Raw genomic sequence first — 25,292 nt, 5'->3', positions numbered from 1 at the left:
TATGAAATTTTATGTTGGTGGAAATAAAATAGCCGGTAAAAATAATAATTCTATTTTTGGCTGGAGTGCTGTCTGTGAAGATGGCATTCTGGTTGAAATTAGTTGTGTTAATGGCACAGATATAAAATAATAAATACAAAGGAGACAGAGTGATGGAATTTACAGAACAGGAGAAAAAAGTATTAGCAGATAAGTATGAGACATTCAAGGAAGAAATAGAACTTGCTATGATACAGAATTGTATTGTGGAATGCGAATTGTACTCTCTTCTGGCGGAGATTATCCGGGGAACAAAGAGTGGAAAGAAAATTTCTTTAAGGGATGTAACTGCAAGAAAAAGAACGGAATTATCAAAGAATTTAGAAGGGGAAGCAGGTTTCCCGGATTTTGTTGTGTTGGAAAGGAAGAAAAGTCGAGATGCAGCTAAATATGGGTGCATAGAAGCAAAACGACCGTATGATAATATGGAGATAACAGAGCAGATAGAAGGACATCTTAATTCTTATGGAAAAGTAATTTATACAAATGGACTCATATGGAAATTTTATAAAGTGAAAGAAAAGCCAGTAAAAGAGTTTTGCTTGGGTTGTATAGACCCTGATAATCAGGATTCTGTAATCTGGGAACCGGTAGATAACTGGTATAAACTGATGAGCTTTTTAGAGGACTGGAACTGGAAATCATAAGATAGGGTTGTCATAGAATAAGACACAAAAAGACAGGCATATCACACGACGTATAGCTATCTGTGTGATATGCCTTTTCCAATCCCCCTAAAAGTTACTGTCATTCCATCCCCAGTCTTCAGTCGGGAAGTAAGCAACATAGATTCGTTTCTTCGGAATACCAAGTTCTTCTTCTAAGAGCGTGCAGACTTTTCTTGTCATAAGATTCATCTGTGGCTTGGTCGGATAACCGTAGCATTTTACTTCTACATAAGCAATATCTTTGGTGCTTCCTAGAAAGCAAAGAGAAGCATTCCCTTCGAACCCGGTCATCACCCAGTTCTCGCCTTTGCCGAGACAGTCTCTGGTGATGATGCAGAGCTCCTTGGACAGGGCATCTTTTTTTGCAATATCTAAAGTAGCAGTAGTTTTCATGTTAATAAATGGCATTTGAAAATCCTCCTTGCAAATTGATAAGTTAATTGGCTCGTTATATAGGTGAGAGTGAAAAAGCTATGATTCATCAGAATATGGATGCTTGAAGCAAACGGTTAGAGGCGCCTGGCATTTCGTACAATATCAGGCAGCACCGGCACATGGATGTGACGGTGAGGTGCAGCTTGAACATGGATGTGAATCTGCACCGGTTGCCGTACGATGTCAGGCATACTAGGAAAATGCCTGCTGCCTCTTACCGGTTTGCTTTGCATCCATATCTGATGAATCATAGAACCTTTCTCAACTCCTATAAAATACCTACCTCAAGTCTACTGTACCAGTCCCCATCTGACAAGAAAAAGATTTGTATAATAACAACAAATCATATCAAGAGAATAGAATATAACCACAGTTTATAAATACTATGAGAAACTATAATGGTAAAATTTATTGAATTCTTCGGATAAATAAGCTATGATATAGGATAATGAGCATTACCATAATCAGTAGTTATGAAATTGGGATGCATGCAATAGGAAAAGAAAGAAGGATTTACCCATGAATTATAATGTTGGAGTAATTGCCGGTGACGGAATTGGACCGGAGATTGTAAGCGAAGCAAGAAAGGTGTTAGATGCCATTGGAGCAAAATTCGGACACACCTTTACATATGACGAGATACTGATGGGCGGTTGTTCAATCGATGCAACCGGTGTACCGCTGACCGATGATGCCATTGCACATGCAAAAGCAGCAGATGCAGTTCTGATGGGTTCCATCGGAGGAAATACAGCAACATCACCTTGGTACAAATTAGAGCCATCCCTTCGCCCAGAGGCAGGTCTTTTGAAATTAAGAAAAGCATTGAACCTTTTTGCAAACTTAAGACCGGCATACCTTTATGAAGAATTAAAGGAAGCATGTCCACTGCGTGACGATATTATCGGAGACGGATTTGACATGATGATTATGCGAGAGCTGACCGGCGGACTTTATTTTGGCGAGAGAAAGACAGAAGAAGTTGACGGTGTGATGACGGCAACCGATACTTTGACATATAACGAAAATGAAATCCGCAGAATTGCAAAGCGTGGATTTGACATTGCCATGAAACGCCGCAGGAAAGTAACCAGCGTGGATAAGGCAAACGTACTGGATTCCTCCAGACTCTGGAGAAAGATTGTAGAAGAAGTAGCAAAGGACTATCCGGAAGTAACATATGAGCATATGCTGGTAGATAACTGTGCCATGCAGTTGGTAAAAGACCCGAAGCAGTTCGATGTAATTTTAACTGAGAATATGTTTGGAGATATTTTATCCGATGAAGCAAGTATGGTAACCGGTTCCATCGGAATGTTATCCTCTGCAAGCTTAAATGATACGAAATTCGGTCTTTATGAGCCAAGCGGCGGTTCTGCACCGGATATCGCAGGAAAAGGAATTGCAAACCCAATTGCAACCATTTTAAGTGCAGCGATGATGTTAAGATATTCCTTTGATCTCGATAAAGAAGCAGATGCCATTGAAAATGCCGTAAAGAAGGTATTAAAGGCAGGCTATCGTACCATTGACATTATGCCACAGGAAGAAGCAAAGAAAGCAACCGTAACCCAGGTAGGAACAGCCAGAATGGGTGACTTAATCGTAGAGAATCTGTAAGAGATAAGAAATTTTCAGACAGAACAATAAAAAAGAGAGGAAGAATAAAGATGAAGAGTGATAATGTAAAAGCCGGAATGCAGCAGGCTCCGCACAGAAGTCTTTTTAACGCTTTGGGATTTACCGAAGAAGAAATGAAGAAACCAATGGTTGGTATCGTAAGTTCTTATAATGAAATCGTACCGGGCCATATGAATCTGGATAAAATTGTAAACGCTGTAAAATTAGGTGTTGCAGAAGCAGGTGGAGTACCGGTTGTATTCCCTGCAATTGCAGTTTGTGATGGAATTGCCATGGGACATATCGGAATGAAATATTCCCTGGTAACAAGAGACTTAATTGCAGATTCCACCGAATGTATGGCATTAGCCCATCAGTTTGATGCACTGGTTATGGTGCCAAACTGTGATAAGAATGTACCGGGACTTCTGATGGCAGCAGCAAGAATTAATGTTCCTACCGTATTTGTTTCCGGTGGTCCGATGTTAGCTGGTCATGTAAAGGGACGTAAGAGAAGCTTATCTTCCATGTTTGAGGCAGTAGGTTCCTATGCAGCAGGTACAATGACAGAGGAAGAAGTAAGAGAATACGAAGAGAAAGTATGTCCGACCTGTGGTTCCTGTTCCGGTATGTATACCGCAAATTCCATGAACTGTCTGACCGAGGCACTTGGTATGGGTTTACGTGGAAACGGAACTATTCCTGCCGTATATTCCGAGCGTATCAAATTAGCAAAACATGCCGGAATGGCAGTTATGGATATGTATCGGAAAGATATCCGTCCAAGAGATATTATGACAAAGGATGCGATTTTAAATGCACTGACCGTAGATATGGCGTTAGGCTGCTCTACCAACAGTATGCTTCACCTGCCTGCAATCGCACATGAAGTAGGATTTGATTTTGATATTTCCTTTGCAAATCCAATCAGTGAGAAGACTCCGAACCTCTGCCACCTGGCACCGGCAGGCCCGACCTATATGGAAGACTTAAATGAAGCCGGCGGTGTTTATGCTGTCATGAAAGAATTAGCAGATGCAGGACTTTTACATACAGACTGTATGACCGTAACCGGTAAGACCGTAGGCGAGAATATCAAAGATGCAGTCAATAAGAATCCGGAAGTTATCCGTCCGCTGGATAATCCATACAGTAAGACCGGTGGTCTTGCCGTATTAAAAGGAAATCTTGCTCCGGACGGCGGTGTTGTAAAACGTTCTGCAGTCGTAGAAGAGATGATGGTTCATGAAGGACCGGCAAGAGTATTTGACTGTGAGGAAGATGCCATTGCTGCAATCAAAGGTGGAAAAATTGTTGCCGGTGATGTAGTCGTGATCCGTTACGAAGGACCAAAAGGCGGCCCTGGTATGCGTGAGATGTTAAATCCGACTTCTGCAATCGCAGGAATGGGACTTGGTTCTTCCGTAGCATTGATTACAGACGGACGTTTCTCCGGCGCAAGCCGTGGAGCTTCCATCGGTCATGTTTCACCGGAAGCAGCCGTAGGCGGACCAATCGCATTGGTAGAAGAAGGCGACATCATCAGGATTAACATCCCGGAAATGAAGTTAGAGCTTGCAGTATCCGATGAAGAACTGGCAGCCCGTAAAGCAAAATGGCAGCCAAGAGAACCGAAGGTAACAACCGGATATCTGGCACGTTATGCTTCCATGGTTACTTCAGGAAACCGCGGTGCAATTTTACAGATTCCAGGTGCCGGGGAAGAAAAATAAGAACCGGTAATCTGTAAATATACAGCAGAAAGATAAGTTGGAAAGAGAGGAAATTTCAATGCTCTTAACAGGTGCTGAAATCGTAATAGAATGTTTGAAAGAGCAGGGCGTGGATACGGTATTTGGTTATCCGGGCGGTGCAATTTTAAATGTATATGATGAGTTATATAAACATAGTAATGAAATAAAACATATTTTAACTTCCCATGAGCAGGGAGCTTCCCATGCGGCAGACGGATATGCAAGAAGCACCGGAAAAGTTGGGGTGTGCTTTGCCACCAGCGGACCGGGTGCAACTAATCTGGTAACCGGAATCGCAACCGCATATATGGATTCTGTTCCAATGGTAGCAATTACCTGTAATGTCAATGTGCCGCTTCTTGGCAAAGACAGTTTCCAGGAAATTGATATCGCAGGAATTACCATGCCGATTACCAAGCACAACTTTATTGTAAAAGATGTCAATGATCTGGCAGATACCATCCGCCGGGCATTCCGCATTGCAAAAAAAGGAAGACCGGGTCCTGTTCTTGTGGATATTCCAAAGGATGTCACTGCCAACAAGGCAGAATATAAAGCACAGCGTATTGAACCGGTACTGCGTGTGACAGAAACCATCCGGGAGGAAGATTTAGAAGAAGCAGTAGCTTTGATTCAGAAAGCGAAAAAACCATATATCTTTGTGGGCGGCGGTGCCGTAATTTCCGACTGTTCGGATGAATTGAGAGAATTTGTGGATAAGGTGGATGCACCGGTTTGTGATACCCTGATGGGAAAAGGTGCATTTAACGGAACGGATGAACGTTATACCGGAATGCTTGGAATGCATGGAACCAAGACTTCCAATCTTGGAGTCAGCGAGTGCGATCTTCTGATTGCAGTAGGTGTCCGTTTCTCAGACCGTGTGCTTGGAAATGCTAAGAAATTTGCCCATCATGCAAAAATCTTACAGTTTGATGTGGATGCGGCAGAGATTAATAAAAATATCATGGTAACAAACAGCGTGATTGGTGATTTAAAGAAGATTCTTGCAAGAATCAATCCGATGTTATCTCCGATGGAGCATAAAGAGTGGATGGAGCACATCATGGAATACAAGAAAGAATATCCATTGAGCTATCATCCGGAAGGATTAAGCGGTCCGTTCGTAATCGAAGAAATCTATCGTCAGACCAACGGAGATGCTATCATGGTAACGGAGGTCGGACAGCATCAGATGTGGGCAGCACAGTATTATAAATACAAACAGCCGAGAACACTTCTGACATCCGGCGGACTTGGAACCATGGGTTATGGACTGGGGGCAGCAATCGGTGCGCAGATAGCAAATCCGGATAAACAGGTTATCAATATTGCCGGTGACGGATGTTTCCGTATGAATATGAATGAGATTGCAACAGCAGTCCGTCAGAAGCTTCCGTTAATCGAAGTTATCATCAATAACCATGTGCTTGGAATGGTAAGACAGTGGCAGACACTTTTCTATGAGAAGCATTATTCTGCAACTGTTTTAGACGATGGAGTAGATTTTGTAAAACTGGCAGAAGCCATGGGAGCAACGGGATATCGTGCAACCAGTCAGGCAGAATTTGTCGATATTTTGAAAAAAGCACTTGCAAGTAGTACACCAGTTGTTATAGACTGTATAATTGATAGTGATGATAAGGTGTGGCCAATGGTAGCACCGGGGGCAGCTATATCTGAGGTGTTTACCGAGGAAGATTTAAAATAATAAGCCATTACATACAGAAAGATATGTGTAAGAAGTGAGGAGGAATTAGAAAATGAGCAGAGTATATAATTTTTCTGCAGGTCCGGCAGTATTACCGGAAGAAGTTTTACAGGAAGCAGCAGATGAGATGTTAGACTACAGAGGATGTGGAATGTCCGTAATGGAGATGAGTCATCGTTCCAAAGTATATGACAACATCATCAAAGAGGCAGAAGCTGATTTAAGAGACTTAATGAATATCCCGGATAATTACAAGGTATTATTCTTACAGGGTGGAGCTTCCCAGCAGTTCGCTGCAATTCCAATGAACCTGATGAAAAATAAGAAAGCTGCATACATTGTAACTGGACAGTGGGCTAAGAAAGCTTACCAGGAAGCAAAAATGTATGGGGATGCAGTAGAAGTAGCATCTTCTGCAGATAAGACCTTCTCTTATATTCCGGATTGTTCAGATCTGGATATTCCGGAAGACGCAGATTATGTTTATATCTGTGAAAACAATACGATTTATGGAACCAAGTTCAAAGAACTTCCAAATACCAAAGGACATACATTAGTAGCAGACGTATCTTCCTGCTTCTTATCAGAACCGGTTGACGTTACCAAATACGGAGTAATCTACGGCGGCGTTCAGAAGAACGTTGGACCTGCAGGTGTTGTAATTGTAATCATTCGTGAAGACTTAATCAGAGATGATGTTCTTCCGGGAACACCTACCATGTTAAAATACAAGACTCAGGCAGACGCAGATTCTCTTTACAATACACCACCATGCTACGGCATATATATCTGTGGTAAAGTATTCAAATGGTTAAAGAAGATGGGCGGACTTGAAGTTATGAAACAGCGTAACGAAGAGAAAGCTAAGATTCTTTATGATTTCTTAGACCAGAGCAAGTTATTCAAGGGAACTGTAGTTCCAAAAGACCGTTCTCTTATGAACGTACCATTCGTTACCGGTGATGCTGACTTAGATGCAAAATTCGTCAAAGAAGCAACCGAAGCCGGTTTTGTAAACTTAAAGGGACACAGAACCGTTGGCGGTATGCGTGCCAGCATTTATAATGCAATGCCAAAAGAGGGTGTTGAGAAGCTGGTAGCATTTATGAAGAAGTTTGAGGAGGAGAACGCATAATGTTTAACTATACATGTTTAAATCCAATCGCTGGTGTAGGCTTAGACCTTTTGTCAGATGAATATAACAAAGTAGATGATATCAAAGATGCACAGGCAGTCTTAGTAAGAAGTGCAGCAATGCATGACATGGAACTTCCAAAGACTTTAGAAGTTGTTGCAAGAGCAGGTGCAGGTGTAAATAATATCCCATTGGATAAATGTGCAGAAGCAGGTATCGTAGTATTCAATACACCGGGTGCAAACGCAAATGGTGTAAAGGAACTGGTATTTGCAGGAATGTTATTGGCAGCCCGTGACGTAGTCGGTGGAATCGAATGGGTAAAAGGCGAGGAAGGCAATGCAGATGTTGCAAAACTTGCTGAGAAACAGAAGAAGAACTTTGCCGGAAGCGAAATTGCAGGAAAGAAGCTTGGCGTTATCGGACTTGGTGCCATCGGTGTTAAAGTAGCAAATGCTGCAACACATCTTGGAATGGAAGTATACGGATATGACCCATACATTTCTGTAAATGCTGCATGGAGCTTATCACGCAATGTAAATCATGTAAATGCTGTAGAAGAAATTTACAAGAACTGTGATTATATCACAATTCATGTTCCGCTTTTAGATTCTACCAAGAAAATGATTAATGCAGAAGCAATTGCAATGATGAAACCTACCACTGTAGTATTGAACTTTGCAAGAGACTTACTGGTTGATGAAGAGGCAATGGTAGCAGCATTAGAGGAAGGAAAGATTGCAAAATATGTCAGCGACTTCCCAAATCCAACCACAGTTGGAAAGAAAGGCTGTATCGTAACTCCTCATATTGGAGCTTCTACCGAAGAATCCGAAGATAACTGTGCAGTAATGGCAGTAAAAGAGATTCGTGATTTCTTAGAGAATGGAAATATTACACATTCTGTAAACTATCCGGACTGCAATATGGGCGAGTGCAAGAGTGCAGGAAGACTGTTACTGTTACACCGTAACGTAAAGGGAATGATTAGCAGCTATACTTCTATTTTAGGAGATGCAAATATCAACATTTCTGATATGACTAATAAGAGCCGTGGCGATTATGCATGTACACTGCTTGATGTGGATGCACCTGTTACTAAAGAAGTAGAAGAGAAACTTCAGACCTTAGATGGTGTATTAAAGGTTCGTATTGTAAAATAATAAATGCAGGTGAGAAAAAGATAATATATGGACTGCCCGGTTACGCCGCGACAGTCCATTTCTCTTACGCAGGAAACTCACAAAGCGTGTTTTTCGCAATTACGCAGGAAGGAGAAAACAATGGCAGATATCAGACCATTTTTATGTATCAGACCAAGAGAGGATGAGGCGGCAGAGATTGCAGCGCTTCCGTATGATGTATATAACAGAGAAGAAGCAAAGAAAGCGGTAGAAGGACATGACAAAAGCTTTCTTCGCATTGACCGTGCCGAGACACAGTTTGATGATTCCGTAGACACTTATGCACCGGAGGTATATAAGAAAGCCCATGACATGCTCTGGGATATGGTAGCAGAAGGTGATTTCGTAAAAGAAGAGAAACCGTGCTATTATATTTACGAACTGACCATGGACGGAAGGGTGCAGACCGGTATTACAGCCTGTGCTTCGATTGATGATTATCAGAATCAGGTCATTAAAAAACATGAGAATACCAGAGCAGATAAAGAGCAGGACAGAATCAACCATGTAAATATCTGTGATGCACAGACCGGACCGATTTTCTTAGCATACCGTTCCAATGATGTCATCAATGCAGTGGTAGAGAAGGTAAAGAAGACAGCACCTCTTTATGATTTTGTGGCAGAGGATGGAATCGGACATCGTGTATACAGAATTGTAGAGGCAGAAGATATTGCGGCTATCGAGGAAGCATTTGCAAAGATAAAAGAAATCTATATCGCAGACGGTCATCACCGTGCAGCATCCGCGGTAAAGGTAGGACTGATGCGGAGAGCAGAGCATCCGGATTATGACGGAACTGAGGAATTTAACTATTTCTTATCCGTATTATTCCCGGATGACCAGCTTATGATTATGGATTATAACCGTGTGGTAAAAGACTTAAATGGAATGACAGAAGAGGAATTCCTTGGAAAGATGAACGACCTGTTTGAAGTGGGCACGCCACAGAAGGAAGCGGTTCATCCAACGGAAAAAGGAAGTTTCAGCATGTACCTTGGGGATAACTGGTATGCCTGCCGGATGAAAGAAGCGGATTTAAGCAGTGACCCGGTAGATGGGCTGGACGTATCAATTTTACAGAATGTGTTACTGCATCCGGTACTTGGCATTGAAGACCCAAAGACCGATAAGCGGATTGATTTCGTAGGTGGAATCCGTGGACTGGAGGAATTGGAGCGCAGAGTACATAGTGACTGTAAAGTGGCATTTGCCATGTATCCGACCAGCATCGGAGAGCTGTTTGCAGTAGCAGATGCCGGAAGACTGATGCCGCCGAAATCCACCTGGTTTGAGCCAAAACTTCGCAGTGGATTATTTGTTCATGCACTTTCATAATAACTTTCATAAATAACTGGAGGATATTAAAATGGGATTTTATCTGACCGCATTAGAAGCCGGCACAGAGGGCATTACAGCGGAAGAAGTCAGCGATACTATTGAACAGATGAAGAAACCGGGCGTGGTACGTACTTACCTGGAGGGGCTGGTGCCGGATTTACTGGCGTTTCTCTTTCAGGTGGTGATTGCCTGCGTGGTATATGCCATTGGCGTAAAGTTAATCAAACTTTTCCGGAAACTCGTCCGGAAATGGCTGGATAAAAAGGATGCTGACAAGGGTGTAAAACAGTTTATGGATGCACTGGTCAAGTGCATTGGATATTTCTTCTTGATTGTAATCATTCTTTCGCTTTTTGGAATTGCAACCACATCTGTAATGGCAATTGCAGGTTCTGCAGGACTGACGGTAGGCCTGGCACTGCAGGGAAGCTTAGCCAACTTTGCCGGCGGCGTATTAATACTGATGTTAAAACCGTTTAAAGTGGGGGATTATATTGTAGAAGACAGCCATGGCAACGAAGGAACGGTAACAGAGATTTCGATTTTCTACACCAAGTTAAAGAGTGTTGACAATAAGATTATCGTAATTCCAAATGGAATCTTAGCCAACAGCAGCCTTACCAATGTAACCTACAGTGAGAAACGCAGGATTGACCTGGAAGTAGGGGTGTCCTATTCGGCGGATTTAAAGAAGACGAAGGCTGTGATAGAGCAGTTGCTTCTTTCCGAAGAACGCCGGCTTAAGGACGAGGCGGTGCAGGTCTTTGTATCGGAATTGGGAGACAGCAGTGTTACCATTGGTGCAAGAGTGTGGGTGCCGACTGATTTATACTGGGATATCCGCTGGGCACTGACTGAGGAGATGAAAAATGCCCTGGATGAAAATGGAATCGAAATTCCATTCCCGCAGCTTGATGTCAACGTAAAGAATCCGGTATAAAATCGGACAAAAAAGTGAAAAAGTTTGACAAATATTGGAAAATATGCTACTGTTAGTCATGTAGTCGTGCACAATTTTGTGCAACTTTTTAGATTTATTGTGTATTAGGAGGAAAAAGAAATGCAGGGAACTGTAAAATGGTTTAACGCAAAGAAGGGTTATGGATTTATCTCAGATGCAGAAGGAAATGATGTATTCGTTCATTTCTCCGCATTAAATATGGATGGATTCAAAGAGCTTAAAGATGGAGAAGCAGTTGAATTTGAGGTAGTAGAAGGAGAAAAAGGACCTCAGGCAGCTAACGTAGTTCGCTTAGGTTAATTCGTATAGAGTTGAATATGAAATAAGCGCAGAGCAGGAAGATGGATATCCGTCTTCCTGTTTTTAGGTTTATCAGGTGTAAATGTAAAAAAAATGTGTTATACTGATAAAGACTGTGAGTCAGATTATGAGAACATGGAGGATAAAACATTTGAATTTAGCAGCGTTAACAGCATATGAATTAATCAAAGAAGAAAATCTGACAGACATCCATGCAAAGGGATATCTGCTTCGACATAAAAAGAGTGGAGCTAAAATCAGCCTTATTTCCAATGATGATGAAAATAAGGTCTTTTATATTGGATTCCGTACTCCGGTAGAGGACAGCACCGGCGTACCACATATCATTGAGCATACGGTATTGTGCGGTTCGGACAAGTTCCCGGTGAAGGACCCGTTTGTGGAACTGGTGAAGGGTTCTTTAAATACATTCTTAAATGCCATGACTTACCCGGACAAGACCGTTTATCCGGTGGCAAGCTGCAATGATAAAGATTTTGCTAATCTGATGGATGTATACTTAGACGCTGTGTTCCATCCGAATATCTATAAGAAAGAAGAAATCTTCAAACAGGAAGGCTGGCACTATGAATTAGAGGATAGAGATGCACCGGTTACCATCAATGGAGTGGTATACAATGAGATGAAGGGCGCATTTTCTTCTCCGGAGGGTGTCTTAGACCGTGTAGTATTAAATTCCCTGTTCCCGGATACCACATACAGCAATGAGTCCGGCGGTGACCCGGAAGTAATTCCGGAGCTTACTTATGAGCAGTACCTTGATTTCCACCGGAAATTCTATCATCCATGTAATTCTTATATTTACCTTTATGGAAATATGGATATGGACGAAAAACTGGAATTTCTCGATAAAGAATATTTAAGCCATTATGATAAAATCGAAGTAGATTCCGCAATTCAGCTGCAGGCTCCTTTTGAAAAGCCGGTAACCATCAGCAAGCCATATTCCATTGCATCTTCCGAAAGCTTAGAGGACAATGCATATCTTTCCTATAATGTAGCAATCGGAACGAATCTTGAGAGTGAACTGACTCTGGCATTTGATGTCTTGGATTATGCACTATTAAGTGCACCGGGAGCACCGTTGAAGCAGGCACTTATTGATGCAGGAATCGGAAAAGATATCATGGGCGGATTTGATAACAGCACCTTACAGCCAATTTTTTCTGTGGTGGCAAAGAATGCCAATAAAGAAGACGAAGAGAAGTTTGTAGGAATTATCGAAGATACTTTAAAGAAAATCGTCAAAGACGGTCTCAATAGAAAATCCCTGTTAGCAGGAATCAACAGTGAAGAATTCAAATTCCGTGAAGCAGATTACGGTAATTTCCCGAAGGGATTAATTTATGGATTATCCTGTATGGACAGCTGGCTTTATGATGATGACGAACCATTCTTATATCTTAAAATATTAGACGTATTTGCAGCATTAAAGGAAAAGATTGAAACAGGATATTTTGAAGAATTGATTCAGAAATATCTTTTGGATAACAGCCATAAATCCTATGTATCCATTGAACCGGAAAAAGGCTTAAATGCCAGGCTGGAAAAAGAATTAGAAGAGAAACTGGCAGCTTATAAGAAGGACTTATCAGAAGAAGAGATTGATAAGTTAGTAGAGGATACAAAGCATTTAAAACAGTATCAGGAAGAGCCGTCACCAAAGGAAGACCTGATGAAGATTCCGATGTTAAAACGGCAGGACATGAAGCGTGAAGCACAGCCACTGGTATATGAAAAGGTAAGCTGCAATGGCATCGAAACCATTCATACCAACATTTATTCCAATGGCATTCATTATCTGAATCTGATGTTTGATATCAGTGATATTACAGAAGAAGAACTGCCATACCTTGGGGTGTTAAAAGCTGTACTTGGTTATATGGATACAGAGCATTATAATTATGCAGACTTAGCAAATGAGATTAATCTTATGACCGGCGGTATCTCTTCCCAGATTAATATTTATGCGGATACTAAGAAAAAAGACAGTTTCCATGCAAAATACGAAGTACGTTCCAAGATTCTTTATCAGAATCTGGAAGAGGGGCTTAGACTTCTTTCTGAGATTCTGATGGGCACACAGATTACAGATGAAAAACGTCTCTATGAGATTTTAGCGCGTATCAAATCGAGACTGCAGATGTCCTTAAGCTCTGCCGGACATTCCGTATCTGCCATGCGGGCAATGTCTTATTTCTCACCGGTAGCCCGATTCAATGACCTGGTTGGCGGAATTGCACTGTACCGGACGATTGCAGAATTAGAAGAACATTTTGAAGAAAAGAAGCAGTTCTTAATGGATAAATTAAGAAGCCTTACAGAGAAAATATTTGTAAAGAACAGACTGTTGATTTCCCTGACGGCAGACGCAGAAGGATATCAGCTGTTAGAAGAAAAATTCCCGCAGTTCTTAACTGTTTTACCGGATGGAGAGAAAGAGGGAGAAGCAGTTACCTTCCATTGTGAGAAAAAGAATGAAGGCTTCTTAGATGCATCCAAAGTACAGTATGTATCCAGAGCCGGAAATTATTTATCAAAAGGATATTCCTATACCGGAGCACTTCGTATCTTAAAAGTAATTTTAAGCTATGATTACCTTTGGATTAATGTCCGGGTAAAGGGTGGTGCATATGGCTGCATGAGCGGATTTATGCGGAACGGAGATGCATATTTCACTTCTTACCGTGACCCGAACCTTAAGAGCACCAATGAGATTTACGAAGGTATCCCGGCATATTTAAGAGCTTTTGATGCAGATGAACGTGATATGACAAAATATATCATCGGAACAGTAAGTGATATGGATACCCCGTTGAATCCGGCTGCCAAGGGCATGCGTTCCGTAAGTGCTTATCTTACCAATATTTCTTATGAGGAATTACAGCGTGAGAGAAATGAAGTTTTAGATGCACAGCCGGAAAACATCAAAAATCTCGCAGGACTTATTGAAGCGGTACTCGCACAGGATGCCTTGTGTGTCATCGGTGCAGAGGAAAATGTAGAAGCAGAAAAAGATATGTTCTTAGAAGTAAAGAATCTTTATTAAAAGCTGTGGGTAATAGTCCCGCAGCATACATAAGAAGGAGTAAGTATGACGGAAAATTTTAAATCAGGCTTTGTAACACTGATTGGACGGCCGAATGTAGGAAAGTCCACCTTGATGAATCATCTGATTGGACAGAAGATTGCAATTACATCCAATAAACCGCAGACTACCAGAAACCGTATCCAGACTATTTATACGGATGAAAACAGAGGGCAGATTATTTTTGTGGATACACCTGGTATCCATAAGGCAAAGAATAAGCTGGGCGAATTTATGGTAAATGTGGCAGAACACACATTGAATGAAGTGGATGTCATTTTATGGCTGGTGGAACCGAGTGATTTTATCGGCGCAGGAGAGCAGCATATTATTGAAAAGTTAAAAACTGTAAAGACACCGGTTATTCTGGTTATCAATAAATTAGATACCTTGGATAACAAGGATAAAATGCTGGAGTACATTGACACTTATCGTAAAGTTTATGACTTTGCAGAAATTGTACCGGCATCTGCACTGCGTGGAGAAAATACGGATGTTATTATTGATTTGATTTTTAAATATCTGCCGTATGGTCCGATGTTCTATGATGAGGATACCATTACTGACCAGCCGGAGCGTCAGATTGTGGCAGAGCTGATTCGTGAAAAAGCCTTACATGCTTTAAATGAAGAAATTCCTCATGGAATTGCCGTTTCTATTGACCAGATGAAGAAACGCAAAGGCAGGAAAATGTTTGATATTGATGCCACGATTATCTGTGAGCGGGATTCCCACAAGGGAATTATTATCGGCAAGCAGGGAGCCATGTTAAAGAAGATTGGTACCAATGCCAGATATGAAATTGAACACCTCTTAGATGCCAAGGTTAATTTGAAACTTTGGGTAAAAGTGAAAAAAGACTGGCGTGACAGCGATTATATGATTAAGAACTTCGGATACCGGGAAGAGGAATTCTAAATATTGACAGTATTATCTTAAGTGCTTCTGGAAAACCTAATTTCATACAAGTATGAAGAAAGGGCAGGAAGGAAGCATATGGTAAGAGCAAGCTGGAATCATTTTACTTTGACCGGAAGAGTAGATGATTATCTTAAGTTTAAGGAACAGGAAAAAGAGGAACAGGATGGATTGGGCAGCCTGAAAGAGAAAGTAAGAGGTGAACAGGACCGTGGGCACAAACGTGATGGTTACGGGTATGGTGCTTACCGCAATGCCAATCAGTGAATATGACAAACGAATTACGATACTGACCCTGGAGAGGGGAAAGATTACGGCGTTTGCCAGAGGTGCAAGAAGACCGAACAGTACACTGCTGGCAGCCTGCAATCCCTTTTCCTTCGGACAGTTTGAAGTCTATGAGGGCCGTACCTCCTACAATGTGGTGCGGGCAGAAATTAAAAATTATTTTACCGAACTCACCACAGATTTGAATGATACATACTATGGATTTTATTTTCTTGAGATGGCAGAATATTATGCCCAGGAAAACAGTGATGACCGGGAAATGCTAAAGCTTCTTTACCAGTCCTTAAAGGCACTTGGAAAGAAGAATTTTGATAACCGGCTGGTCCGCGTGATTTATGAATTGAAAATGATGGTGCTAAATGGAGTATATCCGAATCTTTTTTCCTGCCAGAAATGTGGGAGAAAGGAACCGATGCAGTTTTTCAGTGTGCAGCGTGCCGGACTTCTTTGTGATTCCTGCAGCGAAACAGAGCATGGCAGACGGTTAGATGCATCTACCATTTATACGATGCAGTATATTATTACCACGGAATCAGCAAAGCTTTTTCATTTTGCAGTATCAGAAAAAGTGTTGTTTGAACTGATTCGGACGGTGAAGGAATTTCGGGAAAAATATGCACCCCATACATTTAAATCAGAGCAATTTTTAGAAGGGCTTTTCTGATTTATGGGAGAAGCCGGGCATTTTGCCTGAGGTAACGCTTGAAATACCAAACCGAAAATAGTATAATTGTTGAGATTATGAGATATAGGGATTTGGAGGTTCGTATGAAGAAGAAGATAAGTGCACTCCTTGTAATGCTGTTAGTCTGTGGAATATTTGGCGGCTGCGCTGCTACAAAAGATGCAGATACCACGACACTCTTTCCGGAGAAAAAGGGTGGAATCACAGAAGTTGCAGTAGGCGACTTTGACAAAGACAATTATGATGAGAATGAGTTAGAACAGTATGTAAAGGATTCCATCAAAGAATATGAAGACAATGATGGAGCCGGGACAGTAAAATTAAAAAATCTTTCCGTAAAAGACGGAGTCGCAAAGCTTGGTATGCATTACAGTGACAGCACAGCATATTCTGCATTTGTGGGAGATACCGTATTTACCGGAACGGTGGTACAGGCAATTGCTGCCGGATATGATTTTAATACAGATTTCGTAGCGGTAACAGATGGAGCTGCCGGAGATGCAGCGGACAGCAAAGATGTCATGAAGAATGATGACTATCATGTTATCGTATTAAGCAAGGGTGTAGATGTTACGGTTGATGGAACACTGCAGTATGTTTCATCCGGGGTAACCGTCAAGGATAAGAACACCGCAACTGTGGATGAAATTCCTGCTGGTGAGACAGCAGAAGCAAGATATATTATTTATAAATAGAATGCGAGGAAGAATTTTATGGAAAAATCAATGGAAAAAATTGTAGCTTTAGCAAAGGCAAGAGGTTTTGTATATCCGGGTTCCGAGATTTACGGTGGACTGGCAAATACATGGGATTACGGTAACCTTGGTGTAGAATTAAAGAATAATGTGAAACGTGCCTGGTGGCAGAAATTCGTACAGGAAAATCCATACAATGTTGGTGTAGACTGTGCCATTCTTATGAACCCGCAGACATGGGTAGCTTCAGGACATTTAGGCGGATTTTCAGACCCTCTTATGGATTGTAAAGAGTGTCATGAACGTTTCCGTGCAGATAAGATTATTGAAGATTATGCAGAAGAGCATGGCATTACATTAGAGACTTCCGTAGATGGCTGGAGTCAGGAAGAAATGATGAACTTCATCAAAGATAACAGTGTTCCATGTCCATCCTGTGGAAAACATAACTTTACAGATATCCGTCAGTTCAACCTGATGTTCAAGACCTTCCAGGGTGTAACTGAGGATGCAAAAAATACGGTATATTTAAGACCGGAAACAGCACAGGGTATTTTCGTTAACTTCAAAAACGTGCAGAGAACATCCCGTAAGAAAGTGCCTTTCGGCATTGCACAGATTGGAAAATCTTTCCGTAACGAGATTACTCCTGGTAACTTTACTTTCCGTACCAGAGAGTTTGAACAGATGGAGCTGGAGTTCTTCTGTGAGCCGGGTACCGACCTTGAGTGGTTCCAGTACTGGAGAACCTTCTGCCATAACTGGCTGTTAAGCCTTGGCATGAAAGATGAAGAATTACGTCTTCGTGACCATGATCCTGCAGAGCTTGCATTTTACAGTAAAGCAACTACCGACTTTGAATTTTTATTCCCATTCGGATGGGGCGAACTGTGGGGAATTGCAGACCGTACCGACTATGACCTGACACAGCATCAGAATACATCCGGCCAGGATATGTCTTACTTTGATGATACCAAGAATGAAAAATACATTCCATACGTTATTGAACCGTCTCTTGGAGCAGACCGTGTGGTACTTGCATTCCTTTGTGCAGCATATGACGAAGAGAACATCGGAACAGAAGAGAAACCGGATATGAGAACCGTTCTTCATTTCCATCCGGCACTTGCACCGGTTAAGATTGGTGTGCTTCCGCTTTCCAAGAAATTAAATGAAGGTGCAGAGAAAGTATTTACACAGCTTTCCAAGAAATACAACTGCGAATTTGATGACAGAGGAAATATCGGTAAGCGCTATCGTCGTCAGGATGAAATCGGAACTCCATTCTGTGTAACTTACGATTTTGAATCTGAAACAGACGGAGCAGTTACGGTACGTGACCGTGATACCATGGAGCAGGAGCGTATCAAAATCGAAGATTTGGATACATATTTTGCAGAAAAATTCACTTTCTAAATCAAACACCTGATTTTTAACAGAACAGAGTGGTCTGATTTCGAAAAAATGGTTGCGAAACTATAAAATTATGATAAAATGAATATGTGCGCTTGTGGACAAGTGGCACGCGTAATGGGTGACATTGTGGATATCAATTGTTGTTGATAACAGACGATGTTCGCATATCAATAAACCAAAGTAAATTTATTAGGAGGAATTCAAAATGGCAAACAAATGGGTTTACATGTTCAGTGAAGGAAACATGTCCATGCGTAATCTCCTTGGTGGAAAAGGTGCTAACCTTGCCGAGATGACTGATATCGGTCTTCCAGTACCACAGGGATTCACAATCACAACAGAGGCTTGTACTCAGTATTATGAGGATGGCCGCAAGATTAACGACGAAATCATGGCACAGGCTATGGAAGGCGTTAAGAAAATGGAAGAGATTAACGGAAAGAAATTCGGAGACCTCAAGAATCCATTACTTGTTTCTGTTCGTTCCGGTGCTAGAGCATCTATGCCAGGTATGATGGACACCATCTTAAACCTTGGACTGAATGACGAAGTAGTTGCAGCAATGATCGCTGGAAACCCAGATCCTAAATTCGAGCGTTTCGTATATGACTCTTACAGACGTTTTATCCAGATGTTCTCTGACGTTGTTATGGAAGTTGGTAAGAAATATTTCGAGCAGCTCATCGATAAGATGAAAGCAGACAGAGGAGTTAAGTTCGACGTTGAACTTACAGCCGCTGACTTAAAAGAATTAGCAGAGCAGTTCAAAGCTGAGTACAAGAACCAGTTAGGAACCGATTTCCCATCTGATCCTGTAGAGCAGTTAAAATTAGCTATCGAAGCTGTATTCCGTTCATGGGATAACCCACGTGCAAACGTATATCGTCGTGATAACGATATCCCATATTCCTGGGGAACAGCTGTTAACGTAATGCCTATGGTATTCGGTAACTTAAATGATGAGTCTGGTACAGGTGTTGCATTTACCCGTGATCCTGCTACAGGCGAGAAGAAATTAATGGGTGAGTTCTTAATCAATGCTCAGGGTGAGGACGTAGTTGCTGGTGTTCGTACACCTATGCCAATCGCTCAGATGGAGCAGGAATTCCCAGAAGCATATGCTGAGTTCATCAAGGTTTGTGAGACTCTTGAGAATCACTACCATGACATGCAGGATATGGAGTTTACAGTAGAGAACAAGAAGTTATACATGCTTCAGTGCCGTAATGGTAAGAGAACTGCTCCAGCAGCTCTTAAGATTGCATGTGACCTTGTTGATGAAGGACATAAGACAGAAGAAGAAGCAGTAGCTATGATTGATCCTCGTAACTTAGATACACTTCTTCATCCACAGTTTGATGCAGCAGCATTAAAAGCAGCTACACCAATCGGAAAAGGTTTAGGAGCTTCTCCTGGAGCAGCTTGTGGTAAGATCGTCTTCACAGCAGAAGATGCAGAAGCTTGGAACGCTCGTGGAGAGAAAGTTGTACTTGTTCGTCTTGAGACATCTCCGGAAGACATCACAGGTATGAAAGCTTCCCAGGGTATCTTAACTGTTCGTGGTGGTATGACATCTCACGCAGCCGTAGTTGCCCGTGGTATGGGTACATGCTGTGTATCTGGATGTGGCGATATCGCTATGGACGAAGAGAATAAGAAATTCACTCTTGCTGGAAAAGAATTCCATGAGGGAGATTTCATCTCTATCGATGGTACAACAGGTAACATCTACGATGGCGAAATCAAGACAGTTGACGCTACCATCGCTGGTGAGTTCGGCCGTGTTATGGCTTGGGCTGACAAATATAGAAAACTTAAAGTTCGTACAAATGCAGATACTCCTGCAGATGCTAAGAAAGCTCGTGAGCTTGGAGCAGAAGGTATCGGACTTTGCCGTACAGAGCATATGTTCTTCGAAGAAGACAGAATTGCAGCATTCCGTGAGATGATCTGTTCTGACACTGTAGAAGAAAGAGAAGCAGCTCTTGAGAAGATTCTTCCATATCAGCAGGGAGACTTCAAAGCTCTTTATGAAGCACTGGAAGGATGCCCGGTTACTATTCGTTTCCTGGATCCACCTCTTCATGAGTTCGTTCCTACAGAGGAAGCTGACATTAAGAAATTAGCAGATGCTCAGGGCAAAACTGTTGAGCAGATTAAGACAATCATCGATGGACTTCATGAGTTCAACCCAATGATGGGTCACAGAGGATGCCGTCTTGCTGTAACATATCCTGAAATTGCTAAGATGCAGACAAAAGCTGTTATCCGTGCAGCAATCGAAGTTCAGAAAGAGCATGCAGATTGGAATGTGAAACCTGAAATCATGATTCCATTAGTATGTGAGGTTGAAGAACTTAAATACGTTAAGAAAGTAGTTGTTGAGACAGCAGACGCTGAGATCGCAGCTGCAGGCGTTAAATTAGAGTACGAAGTTGGTACTATGATCGAGATTCCTAGAGCTGCTCTTACAGCTGATGAAATCGCTAAAGAAGCTGACTTCTTCTGCTTCGGTACTAACGACTTAACTCAGATGACATTTGGATTCTCCCGTGACGATGCTGGTAAGTTCTTAGATGCTTACTATGACAAGAAGATCTTCGAGAACGATCCATTTGCTAAGTTAGACCAGACTGGTGTTGGTAAACTTATGGATATGGCACTGAAACTTGGTAAGCCAGTTAATCCGAACCTTCATGTTGGTATCTGTGGAGAGCACGGTGGAGATCCTTCATCTGTTGAATTCTGCCACAAGATTGGTCTTGACTATGTATCATGTTCACCATTCCGTGTACCAATCGCTAGATTAGCAGCAGCACAGGCAGCAATCGCTAACAAATAAGAATGGAACAAAATATAATATGTAGTATTCCTGTCATTGTCTGGATGCTATATAGTTAAAGATAAGCCCCTCCGGTTGGAGGGGTTTATTTTACTTTACAGGAAATTGCTTTCCTGTAAAGTAAAAAACAAAAGAGATTTCCCTTGTAAATTTGTATTATTTGTATTATAATGCATAATACAAAAAGAAAACTGACATATCAAAGAAAAAGGAAGAAAGAATATTCGGAAAGAGAATATCAAAAAATCAGAAAGGAGGGACCTTGGGTGGTTATATCCATAAATGAAACGTCGGAAGTGCCAATTTATCAGCAGATTCGAAATCAGATTGTACTTGGAATATCCGATGGAAGATTAAAGCCGGGAGAGCAGCTTCCCACTGTACGGGCATTGGCCGGAGAAATCGGGATCAATTCCATGACGGTGAATAAAGCCTATGCACTTTTAAAGCAGGAAGGTTATATTTATACAGACCGGCGGAATGGAGCCCATGTGCGGAAGGAATTTTCCGAAGCAAAGGAATTATCGGAGAAATCCAAAGAACTATTGCAGCAGATTATTTCCGAAGCCAAAATCTGTGGTATGACACAGGAAGAATTCTTAAAGATATGTGAGAATATGTATAAGGGGTGAGAAGAATGTTTCTAAATATTATATTTTTTGCAACATTGTATCCTGTTTTATTTATCATATGCATTGTATTTGCATTACAGAATTCCTATAAAGATGGCATGCTTTTTGCTGTAAATATGAAACGTGAATGGGTAGAGGATGAGAATGTAAAAGCAATCCAGAAGCACTTTAAAAAAGAAATGATATGGTATAGTCTTATTCTTGCAATTATTCCGTTTAGCTGTCTTTTTATTCCATACTTTTCCATACAGATGACAATCTGGATGGTGTGGTTGATTGTAGCAATTATTCTATTGATGCTTCCAACTGTATTTGCCAATAATCGTCTGAAACAATGGAAACGGAAAATGGGCTACTATGAAGAGCAGTCAGCAGAACGATATGTGGAATTAAAAAATGCAGGAACTGTCCATTGTATGCATTTTCTGCCGTTTTTTGTACCGCTTGCCCTGGGAACAGTCGCCGCAATTGCTGTTATTCCTTTTGCTAAGGTGATGGGAATCTTCTGTCTCATTGGTGCCGCAAGTGGATATATTTTTCTGCTGGTAGCAATCTGGACGGACCGGCAGCCGGTACAGGTAATAAGCAGCAACAGCGATATCAACATTAATTATACCAGAGCCAAGAAAAGAATCTGGAAGAACATGTGGCTGTGTGCAATCTGGTTGAATACAGCATTAATCCTGTTTTTAATTTTGGTATCTTTTATGCAAAAGCAGGTGGGATTTATTTACCTTGCAGGCATGATTGTATTTATAATTCTTCTGGCGGCTATGTGCATTCCGGCCATTGTGATATTAGGAAGAGTAGAAAAGGCATATGAAGATAAACATGATTTAAATGGAGGAATCGAAGACGACAGAAACTGGATTGGCGGCATGCTTTACTATAATCCAAAAGATCCGCATACAATCGTGGATAAGAGAGTTGGAATCGGAACTACAGTGAATATGGCATCCAAAGCCGGAAAAGGCACGATATTGTTTATTATAATAGCATTACTGATGCTTCCACTTGTCTGTGTATGGGTGATTGCAGAAGAATTTACACCGATTCATTTGGAAATTGAAAATCAGTCCCTTTGTGCAGAACAGATTCGTACAGATTATGAGATATCACTGGATGACCTGGATGATGTGGAAATACTGACAGAGCTGCCAAACTGGTCAAAGGTAAATGGAACCGGCATGGAAACCTTGGAAAAAGGAACCTTTAAAATCAGTGGTGAAGGAGAATGCCAGGTATTCTTAAATCCACAGAATAAAAAGTTCCTGTATTTTACTGCAAATGGAAAAAACTACTATATGAGTGGTATTGACGATACCGAGACAGAAGAGATTTATCAGGAAATTTTGAATCAAAAATAGGGTGATAGGATAAAACTACAGGAAACACGCTTTGCAATCTACTTGCGCAAATGAAAATATTTGACTTGTAACATAAAAAGAGTTACAATTTAAATATATAAAGGAGATGGAACTTTGAGAGAGTATTTAGAACAAATAATGCATCAAAGTATCACGGAACGTCCTTATGACTCTGTGGAGAAATTACCATTGGGATGCAGAAATGCATTTGAATTAACAATCATAGAAATTCAAAACCAGGAAATTCTTTTAGCAACACCGGTAGATACGATGAATCTGACAGAACTTCGAAAAATGCGAATTCAACTGGAGCGGTATACAGGGTATCGATGTGTGTTCTATTTAAAAAAAGCAAATTGGTATTCAATTCCTAAAATGGTGGAAGAGGGAATTCCTTTTATATGGGAAAATCATCAGATTTATCTACCGTTTATGGGAATGCTTTTGAAAAATAATGAGCAGAGAACACCAAAGAACTGTTCTGTTATTTCATTTTTGACGCAGAAAATGTTACTGAAAGCCTTATATGAAAATTGGCAGGATGTATCTGCGGTACGGGCAGCGGAGAAATTGGAAGTGTCCAGAATGTCAATAACCAGATGCTTTGATGAAATTGATGCTTTGGGAATGCCTTTTTTAAAAATAAATGGAAGATCAAGACGTTTCTTTGCCAGAAATGATAAGAAAGTAATGTGGGAGGAGATACGTCCGTTTTTGCGAAATCCTATTATACATGAATTCAGACCAGAAAGAAAACCTGATGCAGATATGGTTTTAAGTGGCATATCTGCCTTGGCAGAGTACTCCATGTTGGGAGAGGATAACTATGTCACATATGCTATAAGTAAAGCTCAGGTTGGAGCGTTGGGATTAAAATCTATTCGGGAAATCCCAAAGAATGAAGAACCAGTCTGTATAGTGCAGGAAATGGGATATATTTTGCCCTTCGAGAAGGGCAATGTGATAGATCCACTTTCATTGACACTGATACTGTCCGAAGAGGAAATGAAAGATCCTCGTGTAGAAAGTTCGGTAAATGAAATGTTGGAGGAATTTGTATGGTAAAAGGAATCGATATTTTTCAAGAGTATTTTAACGAATATACAGATCAGTATGTGCTTATTGGTGGGGCAGCATGCAGTGTGTCTTTTGAAGAACAGGATATCAATTTTGGACGAACAACAAAAGATCTCGATATTGTTCTGATTGTGGAGGCACAAACAAAAGAATTTGGAGAACGTTTCTGGAAATTTATCAAAGACGGAAAATATAGAATCAGGGCAAAAAGTAATGGGGAACCACAGTTCTATAGATTTGATAAGCCAGAAGATGAACGATTTCCTAAGATGATAGAATTATTTTCAAGAACTAATTATCTGTTACAGGAGGAGAATGGACTGACCCCAATTCATATTGACGATTCGGTCTCAAGTCTTTCTGCTATACTCTTAAATGATGCTTACTACCAGGCATTAATGGATGGAAGAGAAAATATGAGAGGAATCTCTGTGTTAAAGCCGGAATGGATTATCCCATTTAAGGCAAAAGCATGGCGGGACCTAAGAGAGAAAAAAGATGTGGATTCATCGGATATAAAAAAACATCGAAATGATATCATTCGAATTGTATCTGATATGGTTTTACAGAAATGTATTCTTCCAGACGAAGTGCGAAAGGATATGGAGAAATTTATAGAGCAGTTTGATGTTACGGAAAGTGAATTGAAGAATTTAAAAATTCGTGGAACAAAACCAGAAGACATCAAGCGGGTATTGCAAACTACATATCTGGATTAAGTTATGAATGATGGAAGGACATCTATATATTAGAAAAACAAAAACAGCCTGCCTTACCGGGCACTCTGAATTATCAGAAGTGCCGGATAGGGCAGGCTGTTTTGTTGGAAGTTCATTTTAATGGAAGTTAGTTCCTGTTGGAAATTAGTTTCCGGTAAAAATATCAGTGTTTTCTTCGGATATGTACTTCCGGAATAGCGACATTATCAAAGCTGACGCTGGAAGTATGTTCGTCCTTGGAGGAGTTCTGTTCCTCAGCTGTATGAGTAGTGGCATCAGAAGCAGCTTTGTGTACTTCCGGAATGGCAACATTATCATAAGTCAGATCATAATTTTTCTTTTCACGTTCTTTTCTTGCATTCTTGATTTTATTTTTAAAATGAAACATAAGGTGCT

At 41.0% G+C, this 25,292-nt stretch carries 23 protein-coding genes; 21 read left to right on the top strand and 2 right to left on the bottom strand.

Annotated elements, in window-relative coordinates; all coding sequences use genetic code 11:
* Nucleotide 1 precedes the first annotated feature (1 nt).
* Both LKD41_RS15630 and LKD41_RS01395 read left to right on the top strand, forming a co-directional pair.
* A complete protein-coding gene (locus LKD41_RS15630; RefSeq protein ID WP_255669398.1) occupies nt 2-130 on the top strand; it encodes a hypothetical protein in 129 nt (42 codons plus the stop codon).
* Nucleotides 131-152: 22 nt separating this feature from the next.
* Entirely contained in the window at nt 153-686 is a 534-nt protein-coding gene (locus LKD41_RS01395) for a hypothetical protein (RefSeq protein WP_227700176.1), read from the top strand.
* Nucleotides 687-773: 87 nt separating this feature from the next.
* On the opposite strand, the gene LKD41_RS01390 is transcribed toward LKD41_RS01395, so the two are convergent.
* Nucleotides 774-1,115, bottom strand: coding sequence for a phenylpyruvate tautomerase MIF-related protein (locus tag LKD41_RS01390; protein WP_227700175.1), 342 nt, complete (start codon nt 1,113-1,115; stop codon nt 774-776).
* A gap of 546 nt (nt 1,116-1,661) precedes the next feature.
* Between LKD41_RS01390 and leuB the strand changes: the two genes are divergently transcribed.
* From leuB to LKD41_RS01295, 19 genes are all read left to right on the top strand, one after another.
* A complete protein-coding gene (gene leuB / locus LKD41_RS01385; protein WP_022243051.1) occupies nt 1,662-2,762 on the top strand; it encodes a 3-isopropylmalate dehydrogenase in 1,101 nt (366 codons plus the stop codon).
* Between the two features lie 50 nt (nt 2,763-2,812).
* Nucleotides 2,813-4,495 (top strand): dihydroxy-acid dehydratase, encoded by a 1,683-nt coding sequence (gene ilvD / locus LKD41_RS01380; protein ID WP_227700174.1) that lies wholly within the window; start codon nt 2,813-2,815, stop codon nt 4,493-4,495.
* 58 nt (nt 4,496-4,553) lie between these two features.
* Entirely contained in the window at nt 4,554-6,227 is a 1,674-nt protein-coding gene (ilvB, locus tag LKD41_RS01375; protein WP_227700173.1) for a biosynthetic-type acetolactate synthase large subunit, read from the top strand.
* 52 nt (nt 6,228-6,279) lie between these two features.
* Nucleotides 6,280-7,362, top strand: coding sequence for a 3-phosphoserine/phosphohydroxythreonine transaminase (gene serC, locus LKD41_RS01370; protein ID WP_227700172.1), 1,083 nt, complete (start codon nt 6,280-6,282; stop codon nt 7,360-7,362).
* Entirely contained in the window at nt 7,362-8,525 is a 1,164-nt protein-coding gene (locus LKD41_RS01365; RefSeq protein ID WP_022243047.1) for a phosphoglycerate dehydrogenase, read from the top strand. The genes serC and LKD41_RS01365 overlap by 1 nt, the downstream gene beginning before the upstream one ends.
* A 120-nt stretch (nt 8,526-8,645) precedes the next feature.
* Entirely contained in the window at nt 8,646-9,884 is a 1,239-nt protein-coding gene (locus tag LKD41_RS01360) for a DUF1015 domain-containing protein (protein ID WP_117946863.1), read from the top strand.
* Between the two features lie 31 nt (nt 9,885-9,915).
* Complete coding sequence (locus LKD41_RS01355) at nt 9,916-10,827, top strand: mechanosensitive ion channel family protein (RefSeq protein ID WP_117946864.1); 912 nt, start codon at nt 9,916-9,918, stop codon at nt 10,825-10,827.
* A gap of 120 nt (nt 10,828-10,947) precedes the next feature.
* Nucleotides 10,948-11,148 carry a cold shock domain-containing protein gene (locus LKD41_RS01350; RefSeq protein WP_022243044.1) on the top strand — a complete coding sequence of 67 codons (201 nt, stop codon included), beginning with the start codon at nt 10,948-10,950 and terminating at the stop codon, nt 11,146-11,148.
* A gap of 151 nt (nt 11,149-11,299) precedes the next feature.
* On the top strand, nt 11,300-14,218 hold the full coding sequence (locus tag LKD41_RS01345; RefSeq protein ID WP_331470865.1) for an insulinase family protein: 2,919 nt from the start codon (nt 11,300-11,302) through the stop codon (nt 14,216-14,218).
* Nucleotides 14,219-14,263: 45 nt separating this feature from the next.
* Nucleotides 14,264-15,175, top strand: a complete 912-nt coding sequence (gene era / locus LKD41_RS01340) for a GTPase Era (RefSeq protein WP_022243042.1) — start codon at nt 14,264-14,266, stop codon at nt 15,173-15,175.
* A gap of 78 nt (nt 15,176-15,253) precedes the next feature.
* Nucleotides 15,254-15,442 (top strand): YqzL family protein, encoded by a 189-nt coding sequence (locus LKD41_RS01335; RefSeq protein ID WP_022243041.1) that lies wholly within the window; start codon nt 15,254-15,256, stop codon nt 15,440-15,442.
* Nucleotides 15,387-16,127 (top strand): DNA repair protein RecO, encoded by a 741-nt coding sequence (recO, locus tag LKD41_RS01330; protein WP_022243040.1) that lies wholly within the window; start codon nt 15,387-15,389, stop codon nt 16,125-16,127. Before LKD41_RS01335 ends, recO begins: the two co-directional genes overlap by 56 nt.
* Before the next feature lie 104 nt (nt 16,128-16,231).
* Nucleotides 16,232-16,843: a hypothetical protein gene (locus LKD41_RS01325; RefSeq protein ID WP_227700170.1), complete on the top strand. Its 612-nt coding sequence runs from the start codon at nt 16,232-16,234 to the stop codon at nt 16,841-16,843.
* A gap of 18 nt (nt 16,844-16,861) precedes the next feature.
* Nucleotides 16,862-18,259 carry a glycine--tRNA ligase gene (locus tag LKD41_RS01320; protein ID WP_022243038.1) on the top strand — a complete coding sequence of 466 codons (1,398 nt, stop codon included), beginning with the start codon at nt 16,862-16,864 and terminating at the stop codon, nt 18,257-18,259.
* A 205-nt stretch (nt 18,260-18,464) separates the two neighbouring features.
* Nucleotides 18,465-21,101 carry a pyruvate, phosphate dikinase gene (gene ppdK, locus LKD41_RS01315; RefSeq protein ID WP_117840960.1) on the top strand — a complete coding sequence of 879 codons (2,637 nt, stop codon included), beginning with the start codon at nt 18,465-18,467 and terminating at the stop codon, nt 21,099-21,101.
* A gap of 266 nt (nt 21,102-21,367) precedes the next feature.
* Complete coding sequence (locus tag LKD41_RS01310; protein WP_227700169.1) at nt 21,368-21,733, top strand: GntR family transcriptional regulator; 366 nt, start codon at nt 21,368-21,370, stop codon at nt 21,731-21,733.
* A 5-nt stretch (nt 21,734-21,738) separates the two neighbouring features.
* Nucleotides 21,739-23,100, top strand: coding sequence for a DUF5808 domain-containing protein (locus LKD41_RS01305; protein WP_227700168.1), 1,362 nt, complete (start codon nt 21,739-21,741; stop codon nt 23,098-23,100).
* Nucleotides 23,101-23,214: 114 nt separating this feature from the next.
* Entirely contained in the window at nt 23,215-24,165 is a 951-nt protein-coding gene (locus LKD41_RS01300) for a helix-turn-helix domain-containing protein (protein WP_227700167.1), read from the top strand.
* Nucleotides 24,159-24,896 carry a hypothetical protein gene (locus LKD41_RS01295; protein ID WP_227700166.1) on the top strand — a complete coding sequence of 246 codons (738 nt, stop codon included), beginning with the start codon at nt 24,159-24,161 and terminating at the stop codon, nt 24,894-24,896. The genes LKD41_RS01300 and LKD41_RS01295 overlap by 7 nt, the downstream gene beginning before the upstream one ends.
* A 163-nt stretch (nt 24,897-25,059) precedes the next feature.
* Here the strand turns inward: LKD41_RS01295 and LKD41_RS01290 are convergent, their stop codons facing one another.
* Entirely contained in the window at nt 25,060-25,284 is a 225-nt protein-coding gene (locus LKD41_RS01290; RefSeq protein ID WP_227700165.1) for a hypothetical protein, read from the bottom strand.
* Between the last annotated feature and the right edge of the window lie 8 nt (nt 25,285-25,292).

The sequence above is a fragment of the Roseburia sp. CLA-AA-H209 genome (assembly GCF_020687575.1).
GTDB lineage: Bacteria > Bacillota > Clostridia > Lachnospirales > Lachnospiraceae > Roseburia_C > Roseburia_C amylophila.
The sequence above is the reverse complement of the archived record's forward strand: the minus strand, read 5'-3'. Positions and strand labels throughout refer to the sequence as shown.

Coding starts and splice junctions, on each gene's coding strand:
- ppdK (WP_117840960.1), top strand. CDS start 18,465: ATGGCAAACAAATGGGTTTACATGTTCAGTGAAGGAAACATGTCCATG.
- LKD41_RS01325 (WP_227700170.1), top strand. CDS start 16,232: ATGAAGAAGAAGATAAGTGCACTCCTTGTAATGCTGTTAGTCTGTGGA.
- LKD41_RS15630 (WP_255669398.1), top strand. CDS start 2: ATGAAATTTTATGTTGGTGGAAATAAAATAGCCGGTAAAAATAATAAT.
- leuB (WP_022243051.1), top strand. CDS start 1,662: ATGAATTATAATGTTGGAGTAATTGCCGGTGACGGAATTGGACCGGAG.
- LKD41_RS01350 (WP_022243044.1), top strand. CDS start 10,948: ATGCAGGGAACTGTAAAATGGTTTAACGCAAAGAAGGGTTATGGATTT.
- LKD41_RS01390 (WP_227700175.1), bottom strand. CDS start 1,115: ATGCCATTTATTAACATGAAAACTACTGCTACTTTAGATATTGCAAAA.
- LKD41_RS01360 (WP_117946863.1), top strand. CDS start 8,646: ATGGCAGATATCAGACCATTTTTATGTATCAGACCAAGAGAGGATGAG.
- ilvD (WP_227700174.1), top strand. CDS start 2,813: ATGAAGAGTGATAATGTAAAAGCCGGAATGCAGCAGGCTCCGCACAGA.
- LKD41_RS01290 (WP_227700165.1), bottom strand. CDS start 25,284: ATGTTTCATTTTAAAAATAAAATCAAGAATGCAAGAAAAGAACGTGAA.
- LKD41_RS01320 (WP_022243038.1), top strand. CDS start 16,862: ATGGAAAAATCAATGGAAAAAATTGTAGCTTTAGCAAAGGCAAGAGGT.
- LKD41_RS01355 (WP_117946864.1), top strand. CDS start 9,916: ATGGGATTTTATCTGACCGCATTAGAAGCCGGCACAGAGGGCATTACA.
- era (WP_022243042.1), top strand. CDS start 14,264: ATGACGGAAAATTTTAAATCAGGCTTTGTAACACTGATTGGACGGCCG.
- LKD41_RS01335 (WP_022243041.1), top strand. CDS start 15,254: ATGGTAAGAGCAAGCTGGAATCATTTTACTTTGACCGGAAGAGTAGAT.
- ilvB (WP_227700173.1), top strand. CDS start 4,554: ATGCTCTTAACAGGTGCTGAAATCGTAATAGAATGTTTGAAAGAGCAG.
- LKD41_RS01295 (WP_227700166.1), top strand. CDS start 24,159: ATGGTAAAAGGAATCGATATTTTTCAAGAGTATTTTAACGAATATACA.
- serC (WP_227700172.1), top strand. CDS start 6,280: ATGAGCAGAGTATATAATTTTTCTGCAGGTCCGGCAGTATTACCGGAA.
- LKD41_RS01305 (WP_227700168.1), top strand. CDS start 21,739: ATGTTTCTAAATATTATATTTTTTGCAACATTGTATCCTGTTTTATTT.
- LKD41_RS01395 (WP_227700176.1), top strand. CDS start 153: ATGGAATTTACAGAACAGGAGAAAAAAGTATTAGCAGATAAGTATGAG.
- LKD41_RS01365 (WP_022243047.1), top strand. CDS start 7,362: ATGTTTAACTATACATGTTTAAATCCAATCGCTGGTGTAGGCTTAGAC.